This window comes from Treponema sp. OMZ 799 (assembly GCF_024181365.1).
Lineage (GTDB): Bacteria > Spirochaetota > Spirochaetia > Treponematales > Treponemataceae > Treponema_B.
Genome location: NZ_CP051301.1, coordinates 1,684,831 through 1,699,216 on the forward strand (window position 1 = coordinate 1,684,831; position 14,386 = coordinate 1,699,216).

Consider the following 14,386-nt stretch of genomic DNA (forward strand, 5'->3'; position numbering starts at 1 on the left):
TTGCCAAAAAATTCAAGAAAAAAACATAAAATGCCGTTATATATTTTAGACTATGAAAATCTATTTTAGAGTGCTTATTCCCATTTTTATTACTGTTTTTGCTTACACTGTTTTGACTGTGTTTTTAGGCCCTAAGGGAATATATGCACAGCGGTTTATAGAGGTTCAGCGGGATACTCTTGTAAGCCATGTCCGCTCTCTTAGGCAAACGGGAGAGGATTTGGACAGCCTGATAAGAAATTTAACCTATGATCCTGAAACAATTGCTATTTATGCCCATGAACTGGGTTATATATATGATAATGAGGGAATAATTAAGCTTGTGAATTTTAATTCAGGCTTTGGGAAGGGGCTAAATCCGGGGACAATCTTAAAAATTGAAGCTCCGTATTTTCTTTCAGATTACATATGCAAAACAATAGCGGCATCTTTAGGGCTAATTGTTATTATTTTTCAGATGCTGGCGGTAAGAAAAGATGCTTATTTTAAAAAAAGATCCTAAATCTTTAGAAATAGCAGCCTCGTCCTTAAAAAAGGGCGAAATTATAATAGTTCCTACCGATACCGTTTACGGTTTTTCGGGTATAATGCCTTTTACAAAAGAAAAAATCATTAAAATCAAAAAAAGAGGGGCTGAAAAGAGTTTTATCAGCCTCATTGAAAAACCGCAAGATATTTTTAAATATACGGATACCTCCATTCCTCAGTTCCTATTAAATCTTTGGCCTGCTCCTTTAAGCATAATAGTAAGAGATAAAGAGGGCGGGGGTACTTCGGCTTTTAGATGCCCTGATGATGCATGGCTTAGAAATCTAATAGGAAGGACGGGTTTTCCTATTTATTCTACCAGCGTAAACTACTCAGGAGAGCCTGTTTTAAGCGATATCAGGGATATAATAAGGGAGTTTGAAGATAAGGTTTCATTGATAATTGATGGAGGAGAGCAAAAGGGCTTATCGTCTACAATCGTCAGCTTAATTGATAAGGAGCCTTGCATAATAAGACAAGGTGCTTTAAAGATAAGTTTTTAATTTTTTACCCAGCGTACTTTTTTTATAACTTCATTTACCGAAACAAGGGTGTTTCCATGATAGACTATTTCGATGTCTATTTTTTCTCCGACTAAAATCTTATTGTCTGATGAAACAAGGAATTTCCATGAGGGGGTTTTACCCATCTCTGCAGCCTTTTTGGCTATCTCATCAGGTAAATTGATAAATTGTCTTGGCAGCGGTTTCCCTGATTGATTTATTGTCAAATAGCCTTCATTCACCCTTATTTGGAGCAAGATGGTTATCCCGCTTGAAAGGAGGGCAATTCCTCTTCCTCCCCTCATAATCTCGACCCTTTCAAGTCCCTCTTCTCCCTGCCATGAGCCTGAAAGGATATCGATATTTTTAACCTCTTCTACCTCTGCATCCTCCTTAGGAGCTGAGTCCTCCAAATTATAGGTAACCGATAAATTAACCGATTTATCAAAAATATCCGATACAAGAACTCGTGAGTCCAATAGGATTAAATTAACACTTTGATAAATTTTAGATATACGTCTTGTTATTTTATCCGAAGAATTTTTCAGCATAAGTTCAAGCTGTATTCCGTTTTCCAGTCCCGTAATCTTGCCCGCAAAAACATAATCGAAACGCTGCTGGGCATCCGTTTCGGTAACCGGAGTAGAACGCATATCTACAATATCATATTTTTTTAATTCTTTTACAAAGCTGAAAATAGCATTACTGATTGTTGCTGTTGTTTGTTCCGTTATATTTTTAGATTCAAGTTTAAAAACTCCGACTGTGGGCGCCGCATATATCGCAGTTCCTATGCTGAAAGCCAGTATAGGCAGTCTTAAAAGTAAAAATCTTAAAAATCCGTAAAACGTTTTTATCTTCATTATTTACCTCTTATTTTTATCTCCCTTTGCATATCTCTTTTTATGTCTCTATCTTTTATGTCTGCCCGTTTATCAAAGGTCTTTTTACCCTTACAAACACCTAAGAGAACCTTAACGATACCGTTTTTAAAGTAAAATTCCAATGGAATAAGGGTATAACCTTTTTCCTCCACCTTTCGTTTTAATCTCTTTATTTCGTCCTTTTTTAAAAGGAGTTTTTTGGGCCTTTCAGGATCATGATTAAATATGGAAGAGTAAATATACTCCGAAATATGAAAATTTTTTACCCAGACCTCATTATCTTTAATTTCGGCAAAGGCATCCGGAAAAGAGATTCTTCCTTCTCTGAGAGATTTGACTTCCGTACCCTTTAAGACTAGACCGCATTCTATTTTTTCTTCAACGGTGTAATTAAAAAAAGCCTTTTTGTTTTTTGCTATGATTTTTACAGGTGTTTTCTCCATATCCCTATTATATTCATAGATTAGACACTTGTCAACGATAACGGAAAATGATATTATGCATTGAGGATTAATAATGACAGCAAAATACAGAAATTTTTCATATACGGCAAAGAGAGAGTACCGAAACAAGGTATTGTTTATTATTTTTTTGGTTCTTTTTGCTTTTCTTTCATATATACTCATAACATCATATCTGTTAAAAACTTATAGATTACAAACCGATACTATGTTTCCTGAAATTTCTAAGGGGGATATGGTTTTGGTTACACCCATCTATGCTCCGGCTTCAGCTAAAAGGGGGGACCTGGTTATTATCGACGGCGCATCATCGCAAAATAAGCCTTTTTTTAAATCTGCTGTAAATGCCGTTGTCGGCTTTTTTACTTTTCATCTTGTAAGACCCTTTGATTTGCAGAGTGCAGATGCTTATTCCATAAGGAGAATTGTAGGCTTGCCCGGAGATACCTTGTATATGGAAAATTTTGTATTGCACATAAAAACTAAAGATTCTAGTCATTTTTTGACCGAATTTGAGTTAGCTCAAAAAAATTATGATATTGAAGTTAAGGATCTGCCTGCTCATTGGGATTCATCCTTACCTTTTTCAGGAGCATATCCTAAGACGGTTCTAAAAGAAGGAGAATATTTTGTATTATGCGATAATAGGATAATCACTGATGATTCCCGTCTTTGGGGGGCTGTAAAAGGAGATAAAAAAATATGCGGCAAAATTATTTTAAAATATTGGCCGCTTAAAGAGTTTAAGACCTATTGATGAAAAAGGCCGGGCTTTATATCCACATACCTTTTTGCCTCCAAAAATGTAATTATTGCGATTTTTTTTCCGTTCGGGCTGACCGGTTCAAGAATATATTATCAGCTGCTTTAAGTCCCTTTGTTTTACGATTGGCTGAAGATATAAAAATTCAAGCAGATAAGTTCTCCATAAGTGAATGGGATACCGTTTATATAGGAGGCGGAACTCCGTCTCTTTTATCTCCTGATGATCTTTTTTACCTTTCATCGCAAATATTGGCCGCTCAAAGAAATTCTCCTAAAGAATTTACGGTTGAAATTAATCCTGAAGATTTAAATAAAGAATTTTTATCTGCAGCAGCCCAAGGAGGAGTTAATAGGTTTTCGGTAGGAATTCAGTCCCTTAATGATGAGGTTTTAAGAGCTTGTAAGAGGAGGGGAGAAAGAAAATTAAGCCTTTCAGCTCTTGAACTTTTGCGCACTAAAAAAGACCTAATCCTTTCTTGTGATCTAATCGCAGGACTAAATAAGCAGACCTTTGATATTCTAAAAGATGACATAGAAACCTTATTGGCTTTCAAACCTGAGCATTTTTCTTTGTACGCCCTTTGTTCAAATACAAGGGTTTCAGCCGAGAAAGATGATGAAATAGCCGAGTTATGGAGCTATGGTAAGAATATTTTAGAGAAAAATAGCTATAATAAGTATGAAGTGTCTAATTTTTCATACAAAAATTCATATAAAAGTATACATAATGAGAAATATTGGAGGTTGGAGGATTATATCGGGGTCGGTCCCGGTGCCTTCGGTTCAATTTTTTTTAATAAAGAAGCCCTCCCTGCTTCTGTAAATGCCGATGCCCATGAACATGCTTACTTACATTCACATGCTCACGCATTGAGATTTTCTGCAATTAAAAATATAGATAAATGGATGACTGCAAAAAACAGAGATGATGTTTATGAATATGAAACCATTGATGAAAAAGAATTTATTGAAGAAGCCTTTATGATGGGCTTAAGGCTAACCGAGGGGATTGACAGGTCTTTTTTTAAATCAAGATTCGGTAAGGATATTACGGTATTTGCAGGAAAAACTATTTCAAAATGGCTCAATAGGAAAGAGGCCGTTTTAACGGAAAAAAGATTTTATTTAACTGAAAAAGGTTTTCTTTATTTAAATTTATTTTTGCAGGATCTATTTCAAGAAATTGATACCTTATTTTAAAAATTTATCCGGCCTGACTTTGGTCCTTATTTTGTTCCCATATATAATTAAATTCTTTGTGTATACTTTCGAAAGCTTCAATCAGGGTAGGGTCAAAGTGTCCTCCGGATCCGTTTGCAATATGTATAACAGTTTCCTTGTGAGGAATTCCTTCTTTGTAAGACCTTTTCATTCTAAGGGCATCGTAAACATCGGCTATAGCCACTATACGCGCCGATAGAGGAATCATTTCACCTGCAAGTCTATAAGGATAGCCCCTTCCGTCCCATCTCTCATGATGGCTAAGGGTGATTTCTTTTGCCATAGGGATAGGGTAGTTTGCAAGGATTAGGGTTCCGTTAATAGTATGCTCTCTCATAACAGCCCATTCCACGTCATTAAGGGAACCTTTTTTTTGTAAGATATAATCGGGTGTTCCTATTTTTCCTATATCGTGTATAGCTGCGAGAGAAGAAATATTATCTATAAAATCGGCATCTATTTGAGGAAACAAATTCTCCTTAAACAAGACTTCGGCAAGGGCTTTCGAATAATAATTAAGCCTTTCATTATGAAAGCCTGTATCATTATCCTTTAATTTTGAGGCATTTAATAGACTTTCCATCATACCCTTATATTGGCTTAAATAAGAATTGCTTATATCTTCAAACATAACCCAGTACCCGTTGAGAGTATTATTATCAAATAAGGGAAATATGTTTGTCTTTGTATACATAGTCTTACGGTATCTTGTTTTATGCTTTAAAACTCCTGACCATGAGTAGCCTCTATTAGGGCTCCTTAATTTTGTTAAAAGGTCATCAAGGGAGGACTTTTCAAGAGTGCTTCCGAATATGTTAAAAAACGGTTTTTTTTCTATATTGTGATAACCTTCAAAAAGATGGTTTACTGCATCGCTTATGTATAGTATCAAAAAATTTTTATCCAATAGTAATGAGCAAACGGTGGGAGTAGCAAGCAGGTCTACAGCTGTTTTTAAAACCTCGGTTTTGATTTCTTGATTGTTAAAATTTATCGGATGATGCAGACTGTCAGGATCGTCTTGATAAAGGTCATCATCGAGCTCTTCCAATTCTTCTTCTACTTCATCAAGCATTTCTACTTCATCAAGAGTGAGAAAATTTTTTTCATGAATCCCTATTTCAGATTTATCTTTGTTTTTATTTTTTATCATAGGCCAAAATCCTTTAATTTCAAATAACTAATATTCTGCATCGCTCTTCCTTATATATACAGGACCCTCATGATCTTCCACTTTTTTACAGGCTTGATTTTTGATAAAACAATCAAGTAAAATTTTTGAGAAAGCTTCTTTGTCTGCTTCTATCAAGGTAATATTATTTGCATCAATAGACGCTCCGGCTTCTTCATTAAATTTTTCGGTACCAAAACCGCAAATAATCGTTTTTTTGTTTTTATCGATCAGTTTAAGAGCTTCTTGTGCGCTTATATCAAAAGCTTCCGAGACCGGTTTTTTGTTTTCAAATGCCTGCACATAAAAACAATCTCGTTTTGCATCAATAACCGATAAAAATTGATTTTTACCGCCGTATTTACAACAAAGAGCTTCCAAAATAGAAACACAAAAAAAACGGGCATTAGTTTGCAGCTGAATTGCCTTTGCCGTTGAGTAAGCAAGCCTTAAACCGGTAAAGCCTCCCGGCCCCTGAGGACATACTAAAATATCGGTTTCGTTTATAGAAAAACCTGCCTGTTGTACTGCTGTTTCTATTGCCGGAATAATCACAGCAGAATGTCTGGCTTTAGCCGGTGTAAAAACAGAGGTAAATGTACCGGCATTTCCTTGAGCGGTTATTGCAATAGATGTCCAACTTGTATCGATGCAAACGATATTCATAGATCCTCACCAAAGTCTTTGTCATTGATGATAATTTTTCTGGAATTATCATCATTTACAGTTATACCGATATAAATAGTGTTTTTGGGCAAGGCTTCTTTTACCTTTTTACTCCATTCAACCACACAAACTCCGTCTCCATATAACATTTCTTCGGTACCCAAGTCTAAAAAATCCTCAACTCCTTCAATTCTGTATACATCCATATGATATAGATGCAGCCGTCCTGAGTATTCTGATATTAATGTAAAGGTCGGGCTTGTAATGTCCTCTTCAATGTCTAAGCCTTGTGCTATACCCTTTGTAAGATAGGTTTTTCCAGCTGCCAAAGAACCGTCAAGGGCTATTACATCTCCTTTTTTTAATTTTTTTCCTATCTTTTTTCCTAAATTAATAGTGTCTTCTTCAGTCTTTGTTATAAATTCCATATTACGGTAATTTCCTTGTTTCAACTAAACGGCGGACACAGGCTTTTAACTCCATCATTATTTGTAATACAGGATAGTCTATCTTGTCTATCATCTGTACCTGTATTTCGGTTTCACCTGTAGGTTTATGTTCTACAAAAAATTCAACCTTTCCGTTTTGTTCTTTACCTAATATTGTATATACCGCCGTTCCGGCATATTTTTGCCTGTAATATATATGTGTATCTTCTTTTTCAATATTTTTTATTTCAGAAACAATCATTTTAATCTCCGGTTATTGTTCTTATTGATAATAAACCATTTCCGAGCTTTTTTACAAGCGGTGCCAGTTCATATTCGGCAATATCCGAAATTTCTACCGTATCCGTATCTTCAATAGCATTAATAATAGCATCTAAATTAGACGATATTTCGCTTTGGTATTCTCTGAGGGTCATCTCTCCTAATTTTAGATCTTCGGGGATCTCTGCAATATCGAATAATTTAGCTGTTTCATATAATTTTGCAAGGTTAACGGAAAAATCTTCGATTGCTTTGATAACTTCAACATCGTTTCCTGTTTGGACCTTGATAGGAATTTTCTCGATTTCTTCCGAATTTTTTATAAATTCATCACCAAGCCCTTTTAAAAGGCTGCGTATATCCTCTCCGCTTGTTGTAAACAGCTCAATGTCTATTTCTATTTGATGGGGATCTTGAAAAAGCTCATCAAGCTCGCTTAAAGTCAATTCTTTTCCGTTCACGCAAACTTGAGTTATAGTACTTTTTTGGTTTCGGCATTCTTGTTCTATATTTCCAAGAACATCGCCTATAGTTATTTCTTTTTCAAGTTTTAATTCAATTTCTTGTCCGTTTAATTTTACTTTCATCTTTATTCCTTATTTATTTTGATTTTGAAGTTGTTTGTTAAAATTATCCATTGTCTGAGATTGTTTTTGTAAACTTTTTAAGGTTCCATCCATTATTCCATATTTCCTCTTAAGTGCTAATTCTTTTTCGGCTAATTTTTTGTCGTAGTTTTCGATTCTTTTTTGAGAAGAGTCCATCTTTAGTTTTAAAGCGTCGGTTTTTACACCAAAGATACCGCCTCTTTGCGTATACGGATTAATGTACTCGTATACTGCATGGGCAAGTCCGGAATCTATTAAAATATCTCCGTCAGAATCAAAACCGAAAAAAAGTCTTACCTCTTCCATATTGTTGTTTAAAGCTTCATCAAGTTTTTTTTCGTCAATTTCAAGATATCCGCGAAGGCGGGACATGTCTATGCCGCCTGCATTATCGGATTTTGTAGAAACACCCAATTGAGCAAGCATAAATATTTTTGAATCATCAGCGGCCTTATATGGAGTATTTATTTTTTGTCTTAAATTGGATTTTAAAGACATCAAAGTAGAGTCGCCATACATAAGCCCCAATTTTTTTTGAGCATCTTCAACCTCCGCTTCTGAAAGATAGGTCAGCTCTTCTATAATTTCGGGCTTATTTTGCGTTAATATGTTTATTTGAGCAAAAACGCGATTATATTTGGCCACTAGTTCAATAATGGCATTTTTTACTGCTTCTACATCAGGCTTTATGGTTAGTTTTTCCTGTTTTTCCGATGATTCATGTGTATGAAGGGTTACTCCGGGAATTAAATCGTCAATGTCGTTTTTATCCCTTTTAATTTGAATACCTTCAAAATTTATTATAGCATCTTGTGCTGTCGAAACAGGGTTTACCGGAACATAATCTCCCGCAGCCTTAGGATCGAATATTTTGATGTTTTCGATAAAAACAGCCTTTTCGGTATTATTATTGTTTATTGCAAGAGCTTTTACATCCCCGTATTCAGCCAAAGGAATCGTAATTGTTTGTGTTTCGGTATTTTCAGAAAGGGGGGGCAGGGGAATAAGCACTCCTCGTGTTGATTCTAAGGCTAAAATATTCATATCAACTTTTCGATGATCTGAGGCTTCCTTAGGTTCCATTTTAGTTTTTTCAAGGCCGTCGTTTGAAGGTTCATTTTGTATAACAATACCCCTATATGAGATTGAGCCTATTTGTTCGTAAGTTTTTTCTCCCGTTTCTTCTTTTTGTGCAGAAGCTTTTGACGGTTCCTTAATTGAAACTGTAAGCTCCATGACATATTGACCTTTAGCTCTTACAGATTCTGAAAAATCTATTTTTTGAGAGGACTCAGGTCCGGTTTCAATGGAAGTAACTGAAGTTTTTATGGCAGATGTATCATTTTTTTTGATAAGTCCCATCTCAAGAGCCATCGATAGGGCATCATCGGCAAATTCCAACCTGTTTTTTGCCCCTGTTATATTGGATGAAAAGAGCAGGGATTTTGTTTCTGGTGTTATTTTTATTTCGCTGATATTTAAAATTTCTTTTGCCCTTGAGTTTACAAGGTCGATAAAACCCTTATATTTCCCTCCCTTCCAGTTTACTGATATGTTTTTTTCTCCTACCTTAAAAGTATATACCCCTTTTTTTATTTCAATATCTTTATTTACTTCTTTGGTTAAAAATTTATCTGCTTCTGCGATTTGGACAACATTAATTTTTACGTTTTGATCCTTGGCTCCTCTGGAAGCTGTCGCGGTAAAGGATCTTTCATTTGAGGATTCTGCTATTTTTTCTACAAAGGGATTATTAAAAGAATATAGGTCTCTTGCAGCATTGCGTACTTCAAGAGAAAATTTATTGACCTGTCTCCACGAATCATCCTGCAATTTTAGACGTTCGAGTTTTTCGGCTTCTCTGTCGCGAGGAATTCTTTCCTTTTTCATCAAAGCTTCAACAAGCTTTTCGTATGTACTGTTGACTCCCGGTATACTTAAATCGGACATTTAAACCCCTATTTTTCTTACTACCTAAAAAAGGGAAAATTTCCGACTAGATTGATTCATCGAATAAAAGGCCGACTGTTTCAAGTATTCTTGCCTGCAGCCGTTGTATTGCTTCAGATGGAATTTCCCTTATTACCTTGTCGGTATTTGCATCTATTACCTTAACAACAATGCGGTTTGTTTCTTTGTTTACTCTAAATTGCAATTTACGATCACACATGTCGCATAATTTTTGGATTTGTGCAACCGCTTTTGAGATTTCATTCGGGTCCACCAGCGTCTTTTGATTTTCGGCTTGTTCGGCAGCTTCCTTTTGTACTATTACATCCGATGCAGCTCTCATCGAGCCGTTAATCACTGTATCACGTTTTTGTTGTAATGCTGCTTGGTGCCCTATGCCGTTTATTTCTATACTCATAAAAACCTCCTTGGCTTTAAATAGACATCATCCGTGACATCTAAATATAGTTATAACGTTTTAAGCATCAACTCTTAGCAGTAAAAAAAAGGAAGAAGAAGGGCGCATCTTCTTTCTTCCTAAAGATTCTAAAGGCCTTTAATTTTAAGAGATGACATCCGGTTATCTCTTTTTTTATCGGCCCTTACAAGATCTGCTTCGTTATTGAAGAAGCCTGACAACAGCCTGAGGCTGTGCATTGGCCTGTGCCAACATAGCAGTTCCTGATTGGATCAAGATCTGATTCTTTGTATAGTCAACAATCTCTTTAGCCATGTCTGCGTCTCGGATTCTTGATTCGGCAGCCTGCATATTTTCGGCAGCAATTGCTATACCGTTATATGCCATTTCAAACCTATTCTGGTATGCACCAAGGTCTGCGCGCTGCTTGTTAATCTGCTTAAGAGCATTATCAAGGGCTCCCAATGCCATGTTTGCACCGTCTACAGAAGACATTGAAATCATCTTGTCTTCTCCGCCCTGTTGTGCTCCTATAATACCGAGTGCTGTAGCTGTCATTGTTCCTATGTAGATCTTTTCTCTTTGGTCCATATTTGCACCGACATGGAGCTGCATAGGTCCCGATACGGAATCTTGAGCGAAACGGCCTGTAAGGATATTCATTCCGTTGAACTGAGCATGGCTTGCGATTCTGTCTACTTCGTCAACAAGCTGTGAAACTTCAACTTGAATCTGCATCCTGTCTTCGGCTGAATAAATGCCGTTTGAGGCCTGTATAGCCAACTCTCTTAATCTCTGTATTATATCTGTCGTTTCACCTAAGTAACCTTCTGTTGCTTGAATGAAAGAAACACCGTTTTGAATATTCTGTCCGGCCTGGTTTAAACCTCTGATCTGGCTGCGCATCTTTTCGGATACGGCTAAACCTGAAGCATCGTCACCTGCACGGTTGATTCTTTCCGCACTGGAAAGCTTTTCGATGTTTTTTGCGAGATGAAGTTCGTTGACTCCTCCCTGTCGCTGTGCAAACATTGCACTCATATTGTGATTAATAATCATATGACCCTCCCTGAAGTCCTATAGTTCAGCATCCTTTGCTGAAAAATACTCCTGTATTTTATAATATTGTATAAAATTTTGCGCCTTTTACACAAATTATAAAGACAGTATTATTAACAATTTTATTCAAACTGTTAATAATACTGTAATACAGGGCTTCATAAGGGCCGCCAATCAAGGGCATTTTTTCAAAGATCGTTTAAGCGTGCAGGGGATTTCCCCTTCACGCCTAACACATTATACTCTTATAATTAAAAAAATACAAGAGTATTTTACAAATTTGTTACCTTAAAAGAGACATTACAAGCTGGCTGTTGTTATTAGCCTGAGCAAGCATTGCGATACCGGTATTTGACAAGATTTGGTTCTTGGTATATTCTACCATTTGTTTTGCCATATCTGCATCACGGATTCTTGACTCTGCAGCTTGGAGGTTTTCGGCTGCGATATCAATACCTACAACCGTCAATTCCATTCTGTTCTGGTAACCGCCAAGATCGGCTCTTTGCTTGTTGATCTTTTTTAGACCTTCATCAATGATTCCGATTCCTCGGTTAGCGGCATCTGCGGTTTCAATCGTCATAATTTTTTCGTCGCCGATATTTCGGATACCGAGGGCGGCAGCCGACATTGTGCCGATATAAACGCGCATTCTCTGATCCATGTTTGCTCCGATATGGAACCACATAGAACCGGTAACAACATTTTCACCTGTTTCGCGTGCAAAGCGGCCTGTAAGCATATTCATACCGTTAAATTGGGCTGAACTTGCAATTCGGTCAACTTCGGCAACCAACTGAGAAACTTCAACCTGAATCTGCATTCTGTCTTCAGCAGAGTAGATACCGTTTGAAGACTGAACAGCCAACTCTCTGATTCTCTGCATGATGTCGGTTGTTTCCTGCAAGAAAGCTTCGGCTACTTGAATAAAGTTAATGCCGTTTGAAGCGTTTGCAGAAGCTTGGTTTAAACCTCGAATCTGACTTCTCATTTTCTCGGAAACTGCAAGACCGGAAGCGTCATCGCCTGCACGGTTAATGCGTAAACCGGATGAAAGCTTTTCGATGTCTTTACCGATGCGTACATTGGTAACACCCTGCGTTCTCTGTGCGAACATCGCACTCATGTTGTGATTAATAATCATAAGATATTCCTCCCTGGAATAATGTGTTTATAAAGCATCCTTGCTTTATTTTGAGGATAGAAAACCCTCATTATCTATGATCGGTTTCCTGTTTCTAAAACTTTAGGCCTTTTTTAAAAAAAAAATCGAAAAAAAGATATAAATTTACTATTCATCTTCTATATCAGCGGGATCTTTTAGTATGTTTGAATCAAAAAGACGGGAAAGCTCCCTTTCCGAATACCGTTTTGATATTGAAAAATTATCTCTTACAATTTCAATGGTTTCCTTATCAAGTATTAGCTTTTTTTCATCTCTAAGATAGACAGCAAAATCTTCAAAAACGGAAAGAGGCAGCCAAGGAAAAGCTATTTCAAAGATATTAAACCATTGGCAATAGGGAAGGGTTGTCTCTCTATTTATAAGGATACCCTGATCTTTTAGTTTATCGCGTTCTTCAGGTTTAAGGGTAAACATTTTTTGATTTAGGAGTTCACAATATTCTTGAGTAGAAAAAAGAGCTCCTACCTTCCTTATTAAATCCATTTTATAAACTGAGGGTATATCCGCTAAAATAGATGCCGTAACTACGTTCATACCTTCAGATACAATTTCAAAAGGTTTTTTGCTCTCATTAGAGGCCATCTCCATAGTACGTTTGATATCGCCTTTTTCCAATAGCGGAAACAAAATTTCATCATTGTTCAAAGCTCATTCTCCCATAAACAATTTAATTATAAAAAATATTTTACCACATTATCTTAAAAAAAACAATGTAAAATTTACATTTGAGTTCCAAAGGCTTCAACAAACTTTGGAATCAAATCATCAAATTTTCCTTCTATGTACAAGCCTGATGCCTGTTTATGCCCGCCGCCGCCGAAGGAGGAGGCTATCTTGCTTACATCAATCTTATCCAAGGATCTAAATCCCACTGAACAATGGCTTGGAGATTCTTGGCGTACTATGCAGATAGCTTCAACCCCTTCCACCGTCTGAATCAGCTGGTACAATATATCGGAATCTCTGCCTTCAAGGCCGAATTCCATTAAATCATCATAAGTTTCATATGAAATAACAAGCTTTCCGTCATAATAGGTCTTCATTCTGTTTAGGATTCGAGAAATAAGGAGGCGCGATTCAAATTTTTTGCCTCCATTCATTTTCATAAAGGTTTGTTTTGGATTGGCTCCGGCTTCAATAAGCCGGGAGGCATGGGCAAAAACTTGAGCACTTCTTTCATCCAAATGTCTAAAAAATCCTGTATCTGTACAAAGACCGAAAAACAAGGCATCTGCTTCTTCCTTTGTCAATTTTTCTCCCATTTCTTCAATTATTGACTGAATTAGATAGGTTGTAGAAGGTGCATCCGGCATTATAAGAGAGGTATCGGACTTTTCCGTATTGGTAGCATGATGATCGATTATGATATACTTAAAACTTCTGATAAGATCTGCTATTTCACCTACGCGGTCAAAGCCTGAGCAGTCAAGGATTATCAGCCCTGTAGTTTGAGGGTTTATCTTATCGGAAATTTCCAGTTTATCGGTAAAAAGATTTTCATATTCCTTTATTTCGATACGCTTAAAAGGACCTGCCGACATTAAAATACAATTTTTATTTTTTCTCTTCAAAAAGAAAGACATTGCAAGACAGCTTCCAATACAGTCACCATCTGGCTCTTTATGACCTGCAATTATAAAATTCTCATATGTATTTAAAAATTCCAGCAATTTTTGCGGAACTAAAGGTTTGCTGATTGTTGAGCTGTTATTGTTATGCATGTATTCCTCATAAAATTCCTCTAAGGTACACACCTTAGAGGATATAGATAGCTTAGGTTGTGTTAGATGTTAAAATTTTAGTTCAAGACTTTCTACGCCGTCAAATTTACCGTCATATTGGTTTGGCGCTTTTAATGCACCCCATATCGGGCTTCCCAAGTCTCTGGGAGCTGCTATTTTGATGTGATCAAATTTTCCGTCTTTAAGATAAAAAGATAAATATGGGTTAACTCTGGTGTTTACCAATTCCATTTTAGCTCTACCATCTTGAGGTTCAAGCCAAGATTTCGGAATAAAGACTTCTGCATGTTTTAATCCGGCTCTTCGGTAAATAACATAAAACCCCTTTGAATGTGCAAAGATTTTTAAAATTTGCACATTTACATAGTAAACGTCTGCTTCATCAACCTTTTGTGAAAAAGCCGGGGCAATGGTAAAAAGTGAAAAAATTAGAACTAAAAAGACCAAGCTTAGTATTGATTTCTTCATATATTCCTCCAGTTACAACATTATACACATAAGTTATGAATTTTGC

The 14,386-nt window shown here is 36.4% G+C and carries 18 protein-coding genes; 4 read left to right on the forward strand and 14 right to left on the reverse strand.

What is annotated here, in order from left to right; all coding sequences use genetic code 11:
• Positions 1-52 precede the first annotated feature (52 nt).
• Together E4O04_RS07615 and E4O04_RS07620 are read left to right on the forward strand one after the other, a co-directional pair.
• Positions 53-502, forward strand: coding sequence for a septum formation initiator family protein (locus tag E4O04_RS07615; RefSeq protein ID WP_253687949.1), 450 nt, complete (start codon positions 53-55; stop codon positions 500-502).
• Positions 477-1,031: an L-threonylcarbamoyladenylate synthase gene (locus tag E4O04_RS07620; protein ID WP_253687948.1), complete on the forward strand. Its 555-nt coding sequence runs from the start codon at positions 477-479 to the stop codon at positions 1,029-1,031. The genes E4O04_RS07615 and E4O04_RS07620 overlap by 26 nt, the downstream gene beginning before the upstream one ends.
• On the opposite strand, the gene E4O04_RS07625 is transcribed toward E4O04_RS07620, so the two are convergent.
• Positions 1,028-1,894, reverse strand: coding sequence for a TP0183 family DNA metabolism protein (locus tag E4O04_RS07625; RefSeq protein WP_253687947.1), 867 nt, complete (start codon positions 1,892-1,894; stop codon positions 1,028-1,030). The two genes, E4O04_RS07620 and E4O04_RS07625, sit on opposite strands and share 4 nt — an antisense overlap.
• Positions 1,894-2,358, reverse strand: coding sequence for an SsrA-binding protein SmpB (smpB, locus tag E4O04_RS07630; RefSeq protein WP_253687946.1), 465 nt, complete (start codon positions 2,356-2,358; stop codon positions 1,894-1,896). The genes E4O04_RS07625 and smpB overlap by 1 nt, the downstream gene beginning before the upstream one ends.
• Before the next feature lie 73 nt (positions 2,359-2,431).
• Between smpB and lepB the strand changes: the two genes are divergently transcribed.
• Both lepB and E4O04_RS07640 read left to right on the forward strand, forming a co-directional pair.
• A complete protein-coding gene (gene lepB / locus E4O04_RS07635; protein WP_253687945.1) occupies positions 2,432-3,133 on the forward strand; it encodes a signal peptidase I in 702 nt (233 codons plus the stop codon).
• Positions 3,133-4,341 (forward strand): coproporphyrinogen-III oxidase family protein, encoded by a 1,209-nt coding sequence (locus tag E4O04_RS07640; protein WP_253707177.1) that lies wholly within the window; start codon positions 3,133-3,135, stop codon positions 4,339-4,341. Before lepB ends, E4O04_RS07640 begins: the two co-directional genes overlap by 1 nt.
• A 4-nt stretch (positions 4,342-4,345) precedes the next feature.
• Here E4O04_RS07640 and E4O04_RS07645 read toward each other — a convergent pair whose 3' ends face one another.
• The 12 genes from E4O04_RS07645 to E4O04_RS07700 all read right to left on the reverse strand — a co-directional run bounded on the left by E4O04_RS07645 (position 4,346) and on the right by E4O04_RS07700 (position 14,340).
• On the reverse strand, positions 4,346-5,515 hold the full coding sequence (locus E4O04_RS07645) for an HD-GYP domain-containing protein (RefSeq protein ID WP_253687943.1): 1,170 nt from the start codon (positions 5,513-5,515) through the stop codon (positions 4,346-4,348).
• A 27-nt stretch (positions 5,516-5,542) separates the two neighbouring features.
• Complete coding sequence (gene tsaB / locus E4O04_RS07650; RefSeq protein WP_253687942.1) at positions 5,543-6,199, reverse strand: tRNA (adenosine(37)-N6)-threonylcarbamoyltransferase complex dimerization subunit type 1 TsaB; 657 nt, start codon at positions 6,197-6,199, stop codon at positions 5,543-5,545.
• On the reverse strand, positions 6,196-6,627 hold the full coding sequence (gene tsaE, locus E4O04_RS07655) for a tRNA (adenosine(37)-N6)-threonylcarbamoyltransferase complex ATPase subunit type 1 TsaE (RefSeq protein WP_253687941.1): 432 nt from the start codon (positions 6,625-6,627) through the stop codon (positions 6,196-6,198). Before tsaE ends, tsaB begins: the two co-directional genes overlap by 4 nt.
• Position 6,628: 1 nt before the next feature.
• Positions 6,629-6,889, reverse strand: a complete 261-nt coding sequence (locus E4O04_RS07660; protein WP_253687940.1) for a DUF4822 domain-containing protein — start codon at positions 6,887-6,889, stop codon at positions 6,629-6,631.
• Position 6,890: 1 nt separating this feature from the next.
• Positions 6,891-7,496 (reverse strand): hypothetical protein, encoded by a 606-nt coding sequence (locus tag E4O04_RS07665; RefSeq protein WP_253707179.1) that lies wholly within the window; start codon positions 7,494-7,496, stop codon positions 6,891-6,893.
• Positions 7,497-7,505: 9 nt separating this feature from the next.
• Complete coding sequence (gene fliD, locus E4O04_RS07670; RefSeq protein ID WP_253707181.1) at positions 7,506-9,467, reverse strand: flagellar filament capping protein FliD; 1,962 nt, start codon at positions 9,465-9,467, stop codon at positions 7,506-7,508.
• 46 nt (positions 9,468-9,513) lie between these two features.
• Positions 9,514-9,885: a flagellar protein FlaG gene (locus tag E4O04_RS07675; protein ID WP_002668949.1), complete on the reverse strand. Its 372-nt coding sequence runs from the start codon at positions 9,883-9,885 to the stop codon at positions 9,514-9,516.
• Between the two features lie 201 nt (positions 9,886-10,086).
• On the reverse strand, positions 10,087-10,944 hold the full coding sequence (locus E4O04_RS07680) for a flagellin N-terminal helical domain-containing protein (protein ID WP_253687937.1): 858 nt from the start codon (positions 10,942-10,944) through the stop codon (positions 10,087-10,089).
• A 283-nt stretch (positions 10,945-11,227) separates the two neighbouring features.
• Positions 11,228-12,088: a flagellin N-terminal helical domain-containing protein gene (locus E4O04_RS07685; protein ID WP_253687936.1), complete on the reverse strand. Its 861-nt coding sequence runs from the start codon at positions 12,086-12,088 to the stop codon at positions 11,228-11,230.
• A gap of 147 nt (positions 12,089-12,235) precedes the next feature.
• Positions 12,236-12,775: a hypothetical protein gene (locus E4O04_RS07690; RefSeq protein WP_253687935.1), complete on the reverse strand. Its 540-nt coding sequence runs from the start codon at positions 12,773-12,775 to the stop codon at positions 12,236-12,238.
• Positions 12,776-12,849: 74 nt separating this feature from the next.
• Entirely contained in the window at positions 12,850-13,851 is a 1,002-nt protein-coding gene (locus E4O04_RS07695) for a DHH family phosphoesterase (protein ID WP_253687934.1), read from the reverse strand.
• A gap of 69 nt (positions 13,852-13,920) precedes the next feature.
• Positions 13,921-14,340 (reverse strand): hypothetical protein, encoded by a 420-nt coding sequence (locus tag E4O04_RS07700; protein ID WP_253687933.1) that lies wholly within the window; start codon positions 14,338-14,340, stop codon positions 13,921-13,923.
• Between the last annotated feature and the right edge of the window lie 46 nt (positions 14,341-14,386).

Excerpts from the sequence above, each read along its gene's own strand:
- E4O04_RS07615 (WP_253687949.1), top strand. The coding sequence starts at position 53 with ATGAAAATCTATTTTAGAGTGCTTATTCCCATTTTTATTACTGTTTTT.
- E4O04_RS07620 (WP_253687948.1), top strand. The coding sequence starts at position 477 with ATGCTTATTTTAAAAAAAGATCCTAAATCTTTAGAAATAGCAGCCTCG.
- E4O04_RS07625 (WP_253687947.1), bottom strand. The coding sequence starts at position 1,894 with ATGAAGATAAAAACGTTTTACGGATTTTTAAGATTTTTACTTTTAAGA.
- smpB (WP_253687946.1), bottom strand. The coding sequence starts at position 2,358 with ATGGAGAAAACACCTGTAAAAATCATAGCAAAAAACAAAAAGGCTTTT.
- lepB (WP_253687945.1), top strand. The coding sequence starts at position 2,432 with ATGACAGCAAAATACAGAAATTTTTCATATACGGCAAAGAGAGAGTAC.
- E4O04_RS07640 (WP_253707177.1), top strand. The coding sequence starts at position 3,133 with ATGAAAAAGGCCGGGCTTTATATCCACATACCTTTTTGCCTCCAAAAA.
- E4O04_RS07645 (WP_253687943.1), bottom strand. The coding sequence starts at position 5,515 with ATGATAAAAAATAAAAACAAAGATAAATCTGAAATAGGGATTCATGAA.
- tsaB (WP_253687942.1), bottom strand. The coding sequence starts at position 6,199 with ATGAATATCGTTTGCATCGATACAAGTTGGACATCTATTGCAATAACC.
- tsaE (WP_253687941.1), bottom strand. The coding sequence starts at position 6,627 with ATGGAATTTATAACAAAGACTGAAGAAGACACTATTAATTTAGGAAAA.
- E4O04_RS07660 (WP_253687940.1), bottom strand. The coding sequence starts at position 6,889 with ATGATTGTTTCTGAAATAAAAAATATTGAAAAAGAAGATACACATATA.
- E4O04_RS07665 (WP_253707179.1), bottom strand. The coding sequence starts at position 7,496 with ATGAAAGTAAAATTAAACGGACAAGAAATTGAATTAAAACTTGAAAAA.
- fliD (WP_253707181.1), bottom strand. The coding sequence starts at position 9,467 with ATGTCCGATTTAAGTATACCGGGAGTCAACAGTACATACGAAAAGCTT.
- E4O04_RS07675 (WP_002668949.1), bottom strand. The coding sequence starts at position 9,885 with ATGAGTATAGAAATAAACGGCATAGGGCACCAAGCAGCATTACAACAA.
- E4O04_RS07680 (WP_253687937.1), bottom strand. The coding sequence starts at position 10,944 with ATGATTATTAATCACAATATGAGTGCAATGTTTGCACAGCGACAGGGA.
- E4O04_RS07685 (WP_253687936.1), bottom strand. The coding sequence starts at position 12,088 with ATGATTATTAATCACAACATGAGTGCGATGTTCGCACAGAGAACGCAG.
- E4O04_RS07695 (WP_253687934.1), bottom strand. The coding sequence starts at position 13,851 with ATGCATAACAATAACAGCTCAACAATCAGCAAACCTTTAGTTCCGCAA.
- E4O04_RS07700 (WP_253687933.1), bottom strand. The coding sequence starts at position 14,340 with ATGAAGAAATCAATACTAAGCTTGGTCTTTTTAGTTCTAATTTTTTCA.